The 16,455-nt window shown below is 56.2% G+C and carries 15 protein-coding genes and 1 tRNA gene; 9 read left to right on the top strand and 7 right to left on the bottom strand.

All coding sequences use genetic code 11. The annotated features are described in order from the left end of the window. The first annotated feature begins 323 nt into the window (after positions 1–323). The 4 genes from ACVC7O_RS08965 (at position 324) to ACVC7O_RS08980 (ending at position 6,113) form a co-directional block, all read left to right on the top strand. Positions 324–3,455: an AAA family ATPase gene (locus ACVC7O_RS08965; RefSeq protein ID WP_458325745.1), complete on the top strand. Its 3,132-nt coding sequence runs from the start codon at positions 324–326 to the stop codon at positions 3,453–3,455. Between the two features lie 272 nt (positions 3,456–3,727). Beyond that, positions 3,728–4,654: a LysR family transcriptional regulator gene (locus tag ACVC7O_RS08970; protein WP_458325746.1), complete on the top strand. Its 927-nt coding sequence runs from the start codon at positions 3,728–3,730 to the stop codon at positions 4,652–4,654. A 306-nt stretch (positions 4,655–4,960) separates the two neighbouring features. Beyond that, positions 4,961–5,506 carry a J domain-containing protein gene (locus tag ACVC7O_RS08975; RefSeq protein WP_458325747.1) on the top strand — a complete coding sequence of 182 codons (546 nt, stop codon included), beginning with the start codon at positions 4,961–4,963 and terminating at the stop codon, positions 5,504–5,506. A gap of 415 nt (positions 5,507–5,921) precedes the next feature. Continuing rightward, positions 5,922–6,113 carry a hypothetical protein gene (locus ACVC7O_RS08980; RefSeq protein ID WP_458325748.1) on the top strand — a complete coding sequence of 64 codons (192 nt, stop codon included), beginning with the start codon at positions 5,922–5,924 and terminating at the stop codon, positions 6,111–6,113. A gap of 1,036 nt (positions 6,114–7,149) precedes the next feature. On the opposite strand, the gene ACVC7O_RS08985 is transcribed toward ACVC7O_RS08980, so the two are convergent. From ACVC7O_RS08985 to ACVC7O_RS08995, 3 genes are read right to left on the bottom strand one after another with little or no spacing between them, the layout of a single operon-like run. Continuing rightward, positions 7,150–8,145, bottom strand: coding sequence for a hypothetical protein (locus tag ACVC7O_RS08985; protein WP_458325749.1), 996 nt, complete (start codon positions 8,143–8,145; stop codon positions 7,150–7,152). A gap of 4 nt (positions 8,146–8,149) precedes the next feature. Further along, a complete protein-coding gene (locus tag ACVC7O_RS08990) occupies positions 8,150–9,187 on the bottom strand; it encodes a hypothetical protein (RefSeq protein WP_458325750.1) in 1,038 nt (345 codons plus the stop codon). A 32-nt stretch (positions 9,188–9,219) separates the two neighbouring features. Further along, complete coding sequence (locus ACVC7O_RS08995) at positions 9,220–9,564, bottom strand: hypothetical protein (RefSeq protein ID WP_458325751.1); 345 nt, start codon at positions 9,562–9,564, stop codon at positions 9,220–9,222. Between the two features lie 775 nt (positions 9,565–10,339). Between ACVC7O_RS08995 and ACVC7O_RS09000 the strand changes: the two genes are divergently transcribed. The 4 genes from ACVC7O_RS09000 (at position 10,340) to ACVC7O_RS09015 (ending at position 12,575) form a co-directional block, all read left to right on the top strand. Next, a complete protein-coding gene (locus ACVC7O_RS09000; protein WP_458325752.1) occupies positions 10,340–10,876 on the top strand; it encodes a hypothetical protein in 537 nt (178 codons plus the stop codon). Beyond that, positions 10,876–11,241: a hypothetical protein gene (locus tag ACVC7O_RS09005; RefSeq protein WP_458325753.1), complete on the top strand. Its 366-nt coding sequence runs from the start codon at positions 10,876–10,878 to the stop codon at positions 11,239–11,241. The genes ACVC7O_RS09000 and ACVC7O_RS09005 overlap by 1 nt, the downstream gene beginning before the upstream one ends. A gap of 112 nt (positions 11,242–11,353) precedes the next feature. Next, complete coding sequence (locus ACVC7O_RS09010; RefSeq protein ID WP_458325754.1) at positions 11,354–12,145, top strand: peptidoglycan-binding protein; 792 nt, start codon at positions 11,354–11,356, stop codon at positions 12,143–12,145. 121 nt (positions 12,146–12,266) lie between these two features. Beyond that, entirely contained in the window at positions 12,267–12,575 is a 309-nt protein-coding gene (locus ACVC7O_RS09015) for a hypothetical protein (RefSeq protein ID WP_458325755.1), read from the top strand. A gap of 14 nt (positions 12,576–12,589) precedes the next feature. On the opposite strand, the gene ACVC7O_RS09020 is transcribed toward ACVC7O_RS09015, so the two are convergent. Together ACVC7O_RS09020 and ACVC7O_RS09025 are read right to left on the bottom strand one after the other, a co-directional pair. Beyond that, complete coding sequence (locus tag ACVC7O_RS09020; protein WP_458325756.1) at positions 12,590–13,114, bottom strand: restriction endonuclease; 525 nt, start codon at positions 13,112–13,114, stop codon at positions 12,590–12,592. 387 nt (positions 13,115–13,501) lie between these two features. Continuing rightward, a tRNA-Thr gene (locus tag ACVC7O_RS09025) sits at positions 13,502–13,577 on the bottom strand. 109 nt (positions 13,578–13,686) lie between these two features. Between ACVC7O_RS09025 and ACVC7O_RS09030 the strand changes: the two genes are divergently transcribed. Next, positions 13,687–14,577, top strand: coding sequence for a hypothetical protein (locus tag ACVC7O_RS09030; RefSeq protein ID WP_458325757.1), 891 nt, complete (start codon positions 13,687–13,689; stop codon positions 14,575–14,577). 18 nt (positions 14,578–14,595) lie between these two features. Here ACVC7O_RS09030 and ACVC7O_RS09035 read toward each other — a convergent pair whose 3' ends face one another. Both ACVC7O_RS09035 and ACVC7O_RS09040 read right to left on the bottom strand, forming a co-directional pair. Beyond that, positions 14,596–15,690: a Gfo/Idh/MocA family protein gene (locus ACVC7O_RS09035; RefSeq protein ID WP_458325758.1), complete on the bottom strand. Its 1,095-nt coding sequence runs from the start codon at positions 15,688–15,690 to the stop codon at positions 14,596–14,598. Between the two features lie 8 nt (positions 15,691–15,698). Beyond that, positions 15,699–16,406 (bottom strand): GntR family transcriptional regulator, encoded by a 708-nt coding sequence (locus ACVC7O_RS09040; protein ID WP_458325759.1) that lies wholly within the window; start codon positions 16,404–16,406, stop codon positions 15,699–15,701. Positions 16,407–16,455 lie beyond the last annotated feature (49 nt).

Below are 16,455 nucleotides of genomic sequence, written 5' to 3' on the forward strand. Positions count from 1 at the left end.
ATAAACGGGTTGTTCGGCTAAAGCTTTGACGGCTGGGCTGATCTCAATTTGCTGAAGACAGACAGCACGTAAGTGTCTGTAAAGATGGCGTGTTTGACTTTCCATGAAGGCATCGGATTTGGTTTCAGGGTAGTTGCAGACCGATACGCACTCGGCCTTCGCTGCTCATGATCGACCGGGCGGCGCTAATGCCTTAGGCTGCCGAGGAGGTCGAAAGTCCAATAGGTGGTGCGCCTGCACCCCGAGGAGCATCGCCGCAGGGCTGTTGCGGGATGTGCATCTCTGGTAGTGCTTTGATGATGTTTCCCGCCGCTTGCTGAGCCATGATTTTCCGATTTCTGACTTTTGCTCTGGACACTGAACGCCGCGAATTGCGGGATGGAGACCAACCTGTCTCGCTGACGCCCAAGGCGTTCGATGTGCTGTGCTACTTGATCGAACATCGCGCGCGGATGGTCACCAAATCCGAATTGCTCGATGCGTTCTGGTCGACGCAGGTGTCCGAAGCGGCATTGCAGAAGACCATAAGCCTGATCCGCAAGGCCTTGGCGAAGTCGAGCACCACTTCTGGGATACTGAAGACATATCACGGCCTCGGCTTCCGCTTTGTTGCCGAGGTATCTCAGGGGACGGCCGATGCGGAGGCAGAGGAGCGCCACCCTGTTGCCGTCCGTGAACAGCGCTTGATCACGGTGCTTTGTGTTCGGATGCAGGATGCCGTCTCTGGTGGCGCCGCGATGCGGGAGCTCATTGGCCCGGCCAAGCAGATCGTTGAGCGCTACGACGGCAGCCTGCTGCGGATGATGGTCGAGGGTTTCACGGTCGCTTTCGGGATGCAGACGGCCTACGAGGATGGCGCACGACGGGCGGGACATTGTGCGCTCGAACTTAACACGCTGGCGAAGCTGCTTGCGAAGGACGGCAACGCATTTGCCCTCGGTTTTGGCATTCATACAGGGCCGGGCGATATCGGCGATCAAGACGGTCAAGAGGATTGGGCGCCACCCGGCGATATCGAGCGGATGGCGACACGGATCGCAGAAGACGCGACGCAAGGCGAAATTTTGATAAGTGCCGCGACCCAGCACCAGTTGGGGGATGAGGTGGAGAGCAGCGAGACCGCCCTCGGCTACCGTCTGATCCGAATGGCAGAGATGCGGGCGGGTGTCCCGGCGCGTCCTCGGAAGACACCTGCGAGCTTCGTGGGGCGGAGTGCTGAGCTGGGATTTTTGAACCACACTCTGAAGCTGATGATCGCAGGCAGCGGGCAGGGGCTGACACTGTCGGGTCCGGCGGGGATCGGAAAGACCCGGCTTGTGGCCGAATTCCTGGCGGGGCTCGATACTGCGGGCTGCCGATACGTGACGTTGCAATGCCTGCCGGGGCTGTGCAATTCGCCGGGTGCGCCGATTGTCGAAATGTGCCGCAGGCTCTTTCCCACCGCGCCTGCGGGGACGCTGCAGGATGAGGTTGATGCCGCGCTGCTGCGCGAATTGCATGACGATCCGCCCGAGAGGGAACCGATCGTGCAGGCGCTGTCCGAGCATCAGCACAGGCTGCGCTCTTATGCTCTGGTCAACCGGATGCTTGCCGCGGTGTGCGCGGAACAACCCACTGTGATTGTGATTGAAGATACGCATTGGATTGATGCGACGTCGCAAAAATTTCTTGATGCGATTGGGCGGGAGATGGATGCCAAGCGGCTAATGCTGCTGGTCACGACGCGCCCGACAGAAACACCGGCTCTGTCCGGTGGGGTCCTGCAACTCTCACCGTTGGGGCCGTCGGATAGCCTTGAGGTGCTGCGCCAGAACACCGACGACCAGCCGCTGGCCGAGGCGACTGCGGAGCTCTTGGTGCAGCGGGCTGCGGGCAACCCCTTCTTTATCGAGGAGCTTGCACTGGCCGCACAGGTGGGCGGCGACCCGTCGACAGATTTGCCAGATACCGTGCACGCGGTCATCGCCGTACGCATCGGCGCGTTGGAGCTGTCACAGCGTGTCCTACTCTATATCGTCGCGGTGATCGGGCCACCTGCGCCCCGGGATCTGATTGCGGCGCTCAGCGGGCTCGATTCTGATGAGGTTGACACCACGCTTGATCACCTGATGCGTCATGGGTTCCTGCACGGCGAGGCGGGGGGGTGCGCCTTCCGCCACATGCTGATCCATGACACTGCCTATGCGATGGTTGCGCCTGAAGAGCGTGTGCGTTTGCACGGTGACGTCGCCCGGTTGTTGGAAAGCGCGGCCTTCGAAGGGTCTGCCCGCCCGGAGACCTTGGCGTGGCATCATCAGGAGGCTGGGCGGAAGGATGAAGCACTGACCTATTGGATTGCGGCGAGCCGCGATGCGCTGCACCGCTCCGCCCGGCATGAGGCCATCGCCTTCGCGCGTGACGGGCTCAAAATGATCGATACCGAGACGAACAATGCCAGCAGGCGGGAATTGGACTTACAACTGTGCCTCGCCTCTGCGCTCGGCGCGCTGCGTGGCTATGGTGCGCCCGAGGTGGGCGAAGCCTATCGCCGCGCGCGGGTGTTGAACGGGGATGTCGGCAGTCAGAAGGCAGAGGTCCGGATCCTCGTCGGCCTCTGGATTCACAGCTGGGTCGGCGGCCAATTGACCGAATCCCTGGGGTTTGCTCAGCGGCTGCCCGCGATTGCCGCAAAATCCGACGATCCGGCCCGCTTGTTGCAGGCGGAGGCCAGCATCGGACAAGTGTTGGTGCATCAGGGGGCGATCAACACGGCGCTGGCCCATCTGGAGGCAGGCCTCGCCCACGTAAAGGACGCACCGCCTGCCACCTTACCCGCCCAGAATGCTGCTGTGGCCTGTGCCGCTTACGCTGCTTGGGCGTCCAGCCTCGCTGGCGCGCGCGAGGCTGCAAAGGGACATATCGAGATGTCCGAACGTTTGAGCGGGGTTTTCGAGAACCCCTTTGCCCAGGCCATCCACTATGCGCTCTGCTCCGAGCCTTACATGTTCATGGGAGATGCCGCGTCTTGCCTCGAGTTCGCGGATCAAGCGGTGGCGATCAGCCGTGCGCATGGGTTTGACTTCTGGTTGGGCACGGGCCTCGTGATGCGGGGGTGGGCGCTCAGCCAGTCTGGCCAGCATGAGGCATCCCTCGCGGCCTTCGATGAGGGCATCGCGGTCTTCGAGGCGACGGGTGCCAAGGTGCAATTGGCGAACTGGTACGGGTTGAAAGCCGAGGCACACCTGGCCGCGGAAGACGTCGAGCCAGGACTAGTGGCGGCGCGACATGCTCTTGAGTGTGCGCAAAGGGCGGAGGATATGTTTTTCGCCCCCCGCATCCACACCACACTGGCACATTTGCATCAGCGCTTGGGGGATAACCGAACCGCCGCGGATCATGCCGACAAGGCCACCCGCCTCGGTCAGAGCTTTGCCATGGGTGAGGTTTTCCTCCGCCTCCCAAGCCTTTCGACCTGATCAATCACGCCGGACGTCAGGGTTTGGTCACAACTCCGTCAGGATTTATCATGATCATTTTGGGATCACGTCTTTACGACCTGGCAATGATTACGCCTGGGTATTTGGATTGAGCAATTGGCGCAGGCGCGCAGTGTGTTGTTTTCCGGCTCCCCCCTCCATCCGCATCGGTCGGATGTGCGCCCCTAGATTTCACAGGGGGCCAGGGCAGGCAAGGGACCTGCACATGACATCAATGCGGCGCCGCCACGGGCAATGAAAGGGTTCAAGTCATGAACTTGAATTGGGATGATCTGCGGATTCTGCTGGCCATCGTCAGATCCGGGTCGCTGACGCGCGCGTCCGTGATGCTGGGCATCGACCAGTCCACGGCTGGGCGGCGGCTCTCAGCGTTGGAGGCTGCTCTTGGGACAACGCTTTTTCTCAGATCGAAGACCGGCATATTGCCGACAGAAATCGGCGAAAAGCTGATCGTGCACGCGATGGAGATTGAGCGGCGGGCGGAAACCATCGCCGAAGTTGCCGCAGCCCCCGAGTCCGGCCCGGTCGGACAGCTCCAGATCATGGGAGATCACTGGGTGTTGGAGAAACTGGCGTCGGATTTCCTGCCGCCGTTCACGAAGGCACACCCGCAAATGTCGCTGCGGCTCTCCTCCGGTCCGCCAACTGCGTCGATGTGGACCGCCGCCACCATCTCGCTCTGGTTCGAGGAGCCGCCGCAGATGGGGGAGTTCGCGATCAAACTGGTCGAAGTGCCCTTTGCCGTTTATGCACCGCGCGGGGCCAATCATGACGATCTGCCGTGGGTGTCCATGATGGATGACAGCGCGACGCGTCGGGCCCCCGCGAAATTCCTCGAGAAAATGCGGCAGCCCACCGATAGCCTGCACCTCACAGCGAATGACGCGCGTCTTGTCCGATCGGCGATTGCCGGTGGGCTGGGGAAAGGGCTTCTGCCGGTATGTCTTGCAGAGCACGACATCGCGTTGAAACGCATAGAGAACCCGGAGTATGAGATCACCCGGGTTCTGCATCTGCATGCACATCCTGATACGGTACAGACACTGCGCGTTCAGACTGCGATCCGGTGGCTGCGTGAGCGAGCAGAACGCATTTTCGGCGTTGGCTCGGTCGACAAAGACACCGGCAAGATCGCCAAGTTCGACGATGTCGCCGCTAAGAGGAAGATCTGCGCCTGATTTGATAGTCTGCCGGAGTCTCGCCGCTGTATTTACGTGGTTCCGATCTCTTCCAACGCGAGCGCGGGCCGTCTGGCGGTCTGGGCGCAACGACGCGTTCGCTTAACCAACTAAGTGGTGGAAAAATAGTAATCCCGACGGGCTGAAAGCTTTTGTTGTTGTTTCTGCCGTGGTTTTTTAATTATTTTCAATGGCTTGCGTGGGCTCTCGGATTAACCATGAACAACTGTCAGCATATTCGTCTCAAATTTTCCGTACTATAAGAAGACATTGTTCACTATGTCTTTCGGGATCTGGAGCGGAAAAATGGCGGCAACACCGGAACATGCGGCGCGGGTTCTTGGTCTGAGCGTAGATGCTACACTTGAAGAGGTTCGCGTTGTGCGCCGCGCGCTCGCGATGAAGTATCACCCGGATCGCACCCAGAACCCCGAGCGGGCATCGCGCCATATGGCACGGATCAACGCAGCGGTCGACACGCTTGTGGCGCATATCAAGCTGCGTCGTGTTCTGCGATCGCAGCGGAGTAAAGCAGCGGAACAACAAGCTAGGGCGCGGACACGGGCTGCGCAGCGCCCCGCGAGCGATGGCCGCGTGAATGCCAAGCCAGGCGCCGGGCAGCGAGAAACTCGCGCGCGGCGAGAGACCAAGAGATCGCGAGAGCAGGTGCGCCCCAAGTCGGTTGATGCGACACCTGCGCGCGCAACGCCTTGTGTGAAGGACACCGCCGGTCCCGACGTCACACTTATTCGTTTGGCCGCCGCCTCTTATCGTAGGGTGCTCGACCAGATCAGCCAAATTGAGACAGCTCCTACAGTGGATGTGATGGCGCTATCTTTTCCTGCTGCATAGCATTCTCTGAAAAACAAGCGGTTGATACCCGTGCGCTATCATGGCGTTTTCGATAGAATTCTTGGAGCAGCCTTAGAGTAAGGTACTTCCGGTTTCACCAAGAAACGCCCTAGGTGTCGGCCTTCGCGCGAACTTCGGTTGAGCCGTCGGTGGCAGTTGCGAATTCAGAGCTAGCTGATCGTGTCATTTCGCCAACGGAGCTTGGCAGGAAGAATAGACGGTCCGAGTGCCAACCGGTGAATTGACAAAGTCCACCTCAAAGCCCGCCGTAGCTTCCACATGGCTTCCGATCGTCTTTTCCTTGAACACTGTCCCATATCCGCCAAGTGACGCTAATTTGCGCCAGATCAAGGCGGCACGAGAGAAGAACTGTGATTGTGCGGTAAATCTGGTTGAGTGCGAGGAGCCAAGGGCGATGCCCAAGGAAAAGGAACACGTCAGTATCGAGACCGGCAAACGTGCCATCTTGGACAACGCTCAATTCGTCAACGCCCATGAAAATCCGGAAACCTGGAACCAGCACGTGGCGATTCATGCCATTCTCTGCGCATTGGAAGATCAAGCGGACCGGCTGAAAGCGATTGAAGAGCAAATCAAGGCGACCTGATCGCCGGTCAATCTGCTTAGGCGCTTTCGGTTTCGGTGGTCGGGATGCCGCGGAAGCACAAGGATTTCGCCTATTGTGTTGAGCGCGCAGCCCGCGAGGGCAGGTGGCTGTCATTCTTACCAAGCGGGGGGCAGACCAGAGCACTTGGTCAGATCTACATTTTTAGGTCTTGCAGCCCTCGGAAAAACGCGCTCCCTTGGCCACTACCTTCAGTCACCCTAAAGTGCAAAAAGGGACTGACGAGCGAATTCAGTTTATTTGTGCCCACGCAAACTCGGGAAAGCGCGTAGCATCTTTCACTGCAGGCGACGATAGCGTCGTCGCTTGCTCACCCATTGTGTAGATGTTGTTCTTGGCCACTGTCCTCTGTGCGCGGGTTTGATAGCAAAGTGCTGGTGATGGCCTCACTGCGGCCCACGGCGTTCGCGGCCTAATGGTGCGATGCGTTTGGTTGCTCAACACCAACTTACCTAAAGAGTCTCCTCAAGCCCCACGCGGTTATGCAAAACATGGTAGCTGATTAAGCCTGTGGTGGAGCAGATAAAGCAGAGCGAAATCGACCTATGAGATTGATCTTCGGGAGAGTGGTGCCCCCAAACAGAGTTACATCAAACGAGGCTCTAGATATATTGGAAGAGTGGGGCGAGCTTCTCAATGACCAAAATGAGGTTATCCACAAGCTGGACATGCAACCCTCGACAACAGCAGACCTTGGCTGACAGCGCGACAAAAGAATCGACAGAGCCCAATCTGCAAATTTAGTTTTGTAGCTGAGCGAGCTAGCGGCATAGTTTTGGCAGCAGGTGCATGATTGCCAGTGCAGTGACGAAGTACAAAAAGCTGACATTCGTGCCGCGCGCAGCGGTGATAATAACAACGAGGATCAAATCGCCGACAAATCCGACTCTGAGTTATTCGTCTCCGCTGACGTAGCACAGTTTCGCCGGTGCGGCAAAGTTTGCCGTACTTCGAAGCGGGCTTTCGATTTCCGGCCATTCAAATGCGCGATTGAAGCAAACTCAAGGCCGAGCGTAATCTACTCTGCCAATCCCAACAGGTCGTTTAGAGCGCTTGTCGCTGCATTTTCTACGGTCGTGGCGTCGAGCAAAGACATCATCTGATTGGCATAACTTAGTAACAGCCCTGGCTCCTGACTCTGTTGTAAAGTAACCTGAACGTTCACAAGTCCAGTGCGCACTGGATCCTCAATTACCATGGCGAGATCCTCGTCGCTTGGCGTGGATGGATTAGCTATCCAAGGTGACGAGGTGGTGAAGTAGCCAGCTGGATAGTAACTGCCGGGAGTAAGTTCAGTCAGGGCAAAGGCGAAAGCGGTCTCCTTTTCTCCGCCGGGAGTCGAAATCGTGACCGTTATTGCAAGATCCATTGTTCTGCGTGAGTTTATTGCCTCAAGTGGTTCGCGGAGATACACCGCACCTAAAACTGGACGAAACGCTTGGGCTTGGTGCCAGTCAAGCCAGATTTCAGCATATACCTCAGGTGGCAAGACAAGATTCATCTCATTGAGATCGACCGGGTCAAATTCTTCTGCGTCGTCGCCTTCATGGAAGTGCTTAAGGCGATCTAGTCCCATGACCCGCTCTATGGTAACCGCGTCACGCGGACTGTCATCCAGTCTACGCAGCCCATGATTTACTGATATGCAAGTCAGCGGTGAAGATGCATCTATCCCTCCACCCTCTTTGGGATCCAGTTGCACCGCCAGCGCACCTCTCGACACTATCACCGGCGGAGGGGTGTTTGCGTCAAGACGATGTTGGACAAATGCGCGCGCAAAGGACACGGCAGTTGAGGCACCCGCTTTAACGAGCGCTCCCGCCAGAATACTCAGGGCGGCGCCCCCTTCGGCACCGCCTACGGCGAACGGTGGTTTGTCATCAACGAAGCAAGCGCCATCGTCGCCCAATTTGAGTTCGGTTGTCTCACGCGGTTGTGCTTCGGAAACTTGCCCAACTGCAGGTGTTACAGCCAAGACCACCAATATTACCCCAGTGATTAGTCTCGTCGTCATTGGGCTACTCCTCCATCATTAGCTCAATTACTTTCTTGGAATAAGTAATACCTATATTCATACCCGGGATATCCCCGCAGGTAGCGCGACCGACCTCTGGTTTGTCGCCCGATCGAATAAACACCCCCCCGGAGAACAGCGTATTCTCCTTTGTGTTAAAGCCAATCACCGGCGCACCACTCATGCCGGGATAGGTTTGGCAATTCACGACAATGCAGCGCTGATTCCTAAAATTGGTTTTAGGATAAAATTGCTCTGGGTTAGTTGCTTTCGAATTTTTTTGTATGCATTGGTACTCAAAATTTCCACTTCTCCTAACACAGGTATCTGTGGCGTCCACGCGCACGGCTTTCGCCCATTCTCCGGGCAGCAAGTCATTTTGAACCACAAGAGATGGTCGGAATACGCCAGGAATTAAGACAAAGGCATCCCCACATAGATCCTTAGGGATTTCTAGATCAAAACGATTTTTTGAGCTAAGCTTTGGCAATTCAGCTCGCGCGCTTGTCCCGAGCTCAAGAATGGCAAGATCAGACTTGTCGGCAAGCTTGCCTCTACTTTGTGCTGGGTTGGTCAATACACTAAATGAAAAGCGGTCTTCTGGTGCTCCCAAAAGGCTGAAACGTAGTTCATGCACTTTTCTCCGCTTGCCCCCCGCGTCCCACAAACAGTGTTCAGCCGTGGCCACACGAGCATCGCTGAGACGAAAAGCCGTACAGAACGGAATCGCAGAATCCTTGGAAACCGAAAACAGAGCGCCAAGACGGTCATAGAGATAGTTACGAGTGCTTTCATGCCTTAGGTTTTCGAGACCCTTTTGGCATGCGGAGTCGTAGCGCTCATAGGCTGCTGCATTTCGTAGAATTACGTCATTGCTGATATCGGCCCACCGGAGGTTTCCGACGGCATGCTCGAGTTCGGACAGCGCGTCCGAACAAGCCTCGATCTTCAGCTTGAGTTCGTCTTTGTGGGTATCGATTTCGCTTTCGGCCCAAACCGTTTGAGGTGCCCCGACCCCCATAGTAGCCAAGGCCAGACACATGAGTTTCTTCTTTGTGAATCGAGTCATGTGGCTTACTGCGCTGGAGCTGCGAAGAGCGTTTCGCTTTCGCGAGACAGTATGTCATTGAACTTCATACTACGTAGGTCGATGCCCGATTTAGGCGCGACCTTAAGCGCCTCGGTGTCTGCAAGACCTTTTTTCCGATCCTCTGTAAGCAGTATCTGTTGCGCCTTCGACATTGAAAGCCCTGCGTGATCTAGACCACTTGTCTGAGCAAGGTCGGCCGCCCATTCGGGGTTCGCGTCGATGCCGATCTTCTCTCGTACCGCGAAAGCTATCCCATAGCTGGTCTCGGCTGAGGATTTGATTTTGATATCCAAAAGCACATTTTGTTCAACTCCAAGAAGGAAATCCATCGCTGGTCCTGGATAAAACGGTGGCGCCGGTATGGGCCCTGGCGGGAGAGGCAGTGGGCCAACGGGAATCTCATCGGCTCCCCCACCCTCGAGCACAGTCATTTGGTACGGTCCGACATCGAACGGGCTCACGGGAATCGGACCATCATCCGGTAGAGGCAACGGCTTTGCAGGGCTAAGAATTCTAGGATCCACACCAAATAGCACGCCGAGATTTGCTTCAGACACTCCTTCTTGGCGAAGTGCTTCAAACCAAATTATGCCAGGATCTAAGTTGGTTTCAGCTTCAGCGTTGCTTACGGTTAACGACAATAGAAAACATAGGAAAAACAGCCTTAGAAAGTCTCGCACGACAATATCTCCATTGCTCAAGAACTATTTCAGATTGCATTCTAGAAAAAGTAGTCTAGCACAATTGACCTTGCCCTGACCAACAGAATCGGCTTGTTTCGGTGGTGACGGTAGTATCGTTGCCTGACCCAGTCTCCTCATCGCCTAGTTTCAGAGGCTTCGCTGACCGAGGCAATCCCATCGAGAAGACGGCTTTGCTGAGGGTTTCCTGGTAGGATCGCAAGAACGACATGGCCTCCGCAAGCCCCAAAAAAGCTCACAAGGCATCGTGGGTTGCGGGCCGAATTCATGCTAAAGAACAAAAATCTTCTGTACAAGATGAGAATAGAAGTTCTATCGTATGGACGAAAAAATATTATAAACGAACGGGGAGCGCTCCAAGCTCTCCAGTAAGGTTTAAGTACAATTAGCATAGGGAAATTTCATGCTTAGGTTCTTGTTCCTATTTCTGCCCCTAGTACTTCTAAGCTCCTGCACAATCAGCCTTTTTCCGGAATTCGACGCCAAAATAGTTGAGAGAATAGAGGAAGCCAACGATCAAGCGCAAGTGCTGTTTGCGACGGTTGAACGTGGTTCTCCCGCTTCAGAGTTCACATCTTTGGAACCAACATATAATGAGGTGCTGGGCGGTCTATCGGCTGCACTGCTGCAAGTTCAGGTGCGCTCACAACCTAACATCTCGGAGCGAATTTTAAAGAAAATCGTGGGTAAAGAACGAATACGGGACTTTTGTCGCGAAAACGAGGATGTGGTGGCTGACGATCCACGAGCCTGCTTTTTAATCGTGACTCCGCTTGCTCTAGGCGAAGCACGAGAAAGCATTGCAGAGATGAAGAATGCCCATGAGCGACTCGGCCTTGGACCAGTTTTAGCCGCAAACTTTATAAATCTTTTCAATATTTCGATAGAGCAAGCGCTGACCGTTGAGGCGGCACTTGCGGGCAACTCGAGAGGGAACTAATGAGTATCGCATTGGATGAAGTTGCCGATGACATTTACTCCAAAATAAAGGAGTCGTTGGAGAGTGATTGGAACACGCTAAGTTCATTTCACAAATCACAGGGCAAGAAATTGGCGCGTCAAGCCGCTCTTTTGGCTCAGTTGAAGTTAAGCAACGAAGTGCCTCAAGACGATCCAGTTTTTGGAACTTTAATCGAGCAATTCGAAGACGCTACAAAAAACTTTGCTCAAGCGGTTGCAAACCTCACGATACTTACGCTCCAGAATGCATGGAATGCGATCGTTGATACGCTTTGGGGGGCTGTCAATGAGCTTCTTTCCGGGGCAGGATTGGGTCTACTACCGATTCCGCAACTTGGTGATTAGTTCTTGTTTTACGTTACAAGAGCCCCTTGCTGAGTAGGATGGAGTGGTGCTGACGCCACCCTTCCTTCTCATGACGCTAGCGTGGAATAGATCGAGTTGAAGGAGATTTCAGATGAGCCTTTCTTCCACTGTTTCCTTTGATGAATTGGGGATCAATCGACGCATGATCAATGGCGATTTGCGAGGATCACGCAATTCGACGATGCTCGGTCTGATCGGCAATCCTCGCGGCACCTACGATCAAACCTGTCGGAACCCGACCAACCCTCAGATTGCCGCACTCATGGTCACTGCCGATTTTGGTCCTTTCCGAGCGACGGGCTTGAAACCAGCGGTGGACGCGCTCAAAGACATCATGAAGGAAATCAAGCGCGACCATAGAGACGTTCACGACGCTCTGTCGACTGCCGGTATGTTGTGCTGCCGCTTAGTACGCGGCTCTTCGACGGCAATTTCGAACCATTCTTGGGGTACGGCGATCGATCTAAAGCTCGAAGGTAAACTCGATCGCCGCGGTGACGACCGAACTCAGGAAGGTTTGCTAAAAATCCGTCCGATTTTCAACAAGCACGGCTTCTTCTGGGGCGCTGCTTTTAGTACTGAAGATTCGATGCATTTCGAGGCCTCCGATCAACTCATCCGTGAATGGGCAGCAGGAGGGAAATTCGGGGACTTGCCGGGCGCACTTGATGATGGAATTCTCAATTTTGGCGATCGCGGTCCTGAAGTCGAAGTGCTTCAGCAGTTGCTGAACCTTAAGCTTGCCATGGACATAGACGTTGACGGCATTTTCGGCATGGATACTCAGAACGCGGTCAAGGAATTCCAGAGGCGCAATGGCTTGTCCATCGATGGCGTTGTCGGCCCCTCAACGGCAGGGGCACTGGGGGTCGATATTGGGTAAGATGGTTCTTATGGTGGCTGCACTTGCTACCATTTGCTTGAACACAACCGCCTGTAGCGGCATTTTGGACTGCCGACCGGCAGCTGCAAGCGAATACAGTGACCCGCTAAGCCGAAGCGGTTTGTCGATGGTGATCTGCGACCTGCCAAAGCCTGGCGAAGCCTTAGTCATTGTTACCGATCCAAGCCTCAGTTGGCCGGTTCTCCTAACACCCACACAGACCATCAGCTTTGAAGAAGATGTATTGGGTGGTAAACTCGAACTTGCAGGCCTGCCCTATTTCAATCCCGAACTAGATCAGGTGGTACATTTTGCCGACCCTGAGCGTCTGTTCATCTCTGTCACCATCAGCGATCCAACCACACTCGCCACCGCTCGCGTGTGGTTGCGCGTCGATACTCTGACCGGTCGCCTCGACATCACACACTAAGCACACCCTGTTTACTAGCCAAGGCTCCCGAACGTCTGTCGCACATAGGGCTGATCAAGGGCAATTCGATCCTGCTTCGGAATATCCCAGTACTTGTCGCTTGAGTGGCGAATACGGCCAAGTAAGTCCTTTAGTCGCATTCCATAAATGTCTTCTTCCGTCGCAGTTCTAAGCGCTTCAATCGAAGTGACTTGGACGTTGGTCAGGTTGGCCGCTTCGACGGCACCGCTTTGGGAGCCCGACTCGGACAACAATATCCCTCGGTCTGCTCCGACCTCTCTAACAATCTCGCGAAGCGCCAGCACATGGAGTTTCGAGACACTAGATTTCCAATTCTTGCACTCTACGATCCAAGTCGTTTCAAATCCGACATGCTTCGACTTTACAAGTACGTCAACGTCGTGTGTCGTACGAACCCCTTCGACCCGAACGTCGGTCTCAGCGCTAAGCCCTAGGCTTCTGAAAAAGCCTGCTGCCTCTTCTTGATAGTCTTTCCACTCCATAGGTTTTGCAGCTATCTTTGTTTTTTTGCTATCCAAGGCCTGCTCAATGTCACACCCTGTACATAGCGGTTTTTGAGTTTATTGTAGCAGGGTACATCATCGGAACAATGCAGGAGCTTCTCAACGAACTTGAGCAGCTCCGATGAAAGCACTGTCTCGATGATGTTCACTGTGAAGGCTCAGGTATCAAAGTCTGGAGGACTGACCACCCGAGGACGTAACGCGACAAGTGATGATTGTGGGTCCACTCAAAGACCTGAGCAGCGTAGCGGCCCCAAATGGGGGACGTTTTGCAATGTACGGGTTCATCAACCTATCTTGGGCTTAGGGCATCCACGCCGGAGTTGGATTGCAAAATGAGTATCGGTACGAACCAATGGCTGGCACAGTATTATGTAACCGATTGATCTTTAAGTGTTTGAATGGTGCCCCCACACGGACTCGAACCGCGGACCTACTGATTACAAATCAGTTGCTCTACCAGCTGAGCTATAGGGGCGTTGAACGGTCGTTTAGTCAGTTTGCGCAAAACGCGCAAGACGGAAAATGAACCCGGTTTGCGTTTGAACATCACAAGATGGCACGTTACTTTGCGGGACGTTCTTCCAATGGCGTGGACCCATATGCAGCTGCTCTTCCACACCGGCGCCCACTTCACGGAAGAAGAGCGTCTGATGCGGTGTCTTCTGAAAAACAAAGAGACGTTCAGCGCCTATGGTGCGGCGGTTCCGGGGCCGGGCAAGTACCGAAAACTGCTGCGTCAGACGATGGAAGCGATGGACGTGGCCGAGCCAGCCGAGAACGCGCGGGACATCCTGCTCGATGCAATCCTGGACAATGCCACCGCGGACCGCGTGATCCTGTCCAACAGCCACTTTTTCGGGCAGGCGCGGTGGGCACTGCGACGGGGTCTGATCTATCCGAATGCGCCCAAGCGCATGGTTCAGATGGCCGACATCTTCCAGTCTGACGAGATCGAATTGTTCATGGCGCTGAAGAACCCGGCGACGTTTCTGCCGGCGGTCTATCAGCGTTCGGATCAGGACGATCTCAGCGACTTCATGGGCGGGACCGATCCGCGCGCGGTGCGGTGGTCGGACACCCTGTTGCGCATCCGCGAGGCGGTGCCGCGCATATCGATCACCGTGTGGTGCAGTGAGGATTCCCCGCTGATCTGGCCCGAGATCATCCGCGAGATGGGGCAGGTTGAGCACGGCGATGATATCGTGGGTGCTTACGATCTTCTTGGCGAGATCATAGCCCCCGAGGGGATGGACCGGTTTCGCGCGTTTCTGGAGAAGCATCCCAAGATGAGCGAGATCCAGCGGCGACGCGCAATGGTTGCTTTTCTCGACAAATTCGCGATCGACGACGCGATTGAAGAAGAACTCGACATGCCGGGATGGACCGACGCCTTGGTCGAGGAACTCACCGAGATCTATGACGATGACGTCTTTGCGATCGCGCGGATGCCGGGTGTGCAGGTGATCGCGCCCTAGCCGCGCTTTGGGAACCAGTCAGAGCAGCACGCCCTGACCGGTGCGCGCAGACTCTTGTGCCGCCAGCCCCATCCGGACCGCCCATAGCCCATCGTCGAACGACACCTCAGGCGCGGCCAGATTGCCGCGCACCAGGTCGAGAAAGCGCTGGTGCTGATAGAAGGTCGAACCATTGTGATCACCCGCAGCGAGCAGGGTAGGGTCCACCGGGACGGCGCGCGTCTCGGGGCGTTTTGGGCTGCGCGGGCTGATCTCGACCATGGGCGTAGGAGCGGGGCCAAGGTCCTCCGGCCAGAAGCGTGTGGGCCCCGGCACGAAGGCCTCGATCTTGCCTGCCGGGCCCATAGCGGCGATGGTTTCCTGATAGCGTGCGCCCTCGGCAAACATGCACAGCTCCAGCATCGCGCGCGCGCCGCCGTCGAAGTCGACGATGACAAACCCGTTGTCGAGGATATCGGGCACGGCGCCACCGTAGCTTTCGTCGAGGTGGTTCACCGATTGCGCCGCGCTCGCCATGACGCGCAGGGGCCGGGTGCCGATCATCAGCCGCATCAGGTCAAAGAAGTGGCAGCATTTCTCAACAAAGGTCCCGCCGGTCTGTGTATTGAACCGGTTCCAGTGCCCCACCTTGTGCAAGAAGGGAAAGCGGTGCTCCCGGATCGTGAGCATCTTGATCCCGCCTGTCACGGCCTCGACCTCCTCCAGCAGCGCGGCGATTGGCGGCATGTAGCGATACTCCATCGCCACCCAAATTGGCGCCGGGTAGTGCGCGGCGAGATCCTTCAAAGCCGGGATGTCCGATGGATCGGTTAGAAGAGGCTTCTCCATTAACACGGGCAGGGGGCGTTTCGCCGCGATTTCGGTCAATTGACCCGCGTGGCAATGGTTGGGGCTCGTCACAACGAGACAATCGGTGGCGGCGCTCTGCAGCACCGCGTCAAAGCTTTCGGCGAACTGTGCATGCGGCGCGATCCGAGCCGCCGTCGCCTGCATCTCGGCATCCGGCTCATAAATCGTGGTCACCGCCGCATCCGGCAGAAGTGCGATGTTCTTGAGGTGCTCCTGCCCCATCATGCCGCAGCCGATCATGCCGTAGCGCGTTGTCTGTCCCATGTGACTCCTTACTTCAGCCGCTGCACGTAGACGGATTTATCCGTATCAAACCAAGTGCGGGAAAATTCAATAGGGGACGGTGCTGCAGCCCAGCTAAACCGTTCGATATAGCCACTGATGGTGCCCGGCGTGCCAAAACCCGGCGGTGTCCATGCGGGCAGGGGGGCGATGCTGACCCGGTCCTCGGCGCGTGTGATCCAGAAGCCGAGGTCCTCGAGATAGGTCTGATAGAGCGACTCGGTGAGCATATCGGCGGTGAGCACGCCCGCGCTGCTGTCGAGCCAGATTTCTTCGATCGCGATGGAGATATCGTTGAGATAGCGGCGCCTGCGGATGCGCGTGGCGGTCTCGCTGGTGCCGAAATCCGGCAGATCAGCGGGTTTTGGGAGCGTCTCGACGCCGAGCACATCCGCTGTGGGCAGCCCGCCGCCAGACAACAACTCGAGCCGGAACATCGCATAAAGCCCCGTTGGCTTCTCTGGCCGCCGGACGTAGTTGCCGGAGCCCTGAACACGGTCGAGCAACCCTTTCTGTTCCAATTCCGCCAGCGCCTTGCGCAATGTGCCGATGGAGGTGCTGAGCGAGACCGCCATTTCGCGTTCGGGCGGCAGCCGTTCACCATCCAGCAAGCGGCCCGCGTCGATATCCCGGATCAGAAGCTCGCTCAGTTGGATATATTTGGGCATCGTTGTGCCGCGGGGCGGGGGGATGGTCATGCGGGCCGACTGTGTGACATCAAAATTGATACACCATTGATCTACTATT

The organism is Roseobacter cerffii, assembly GCF_054226325.1.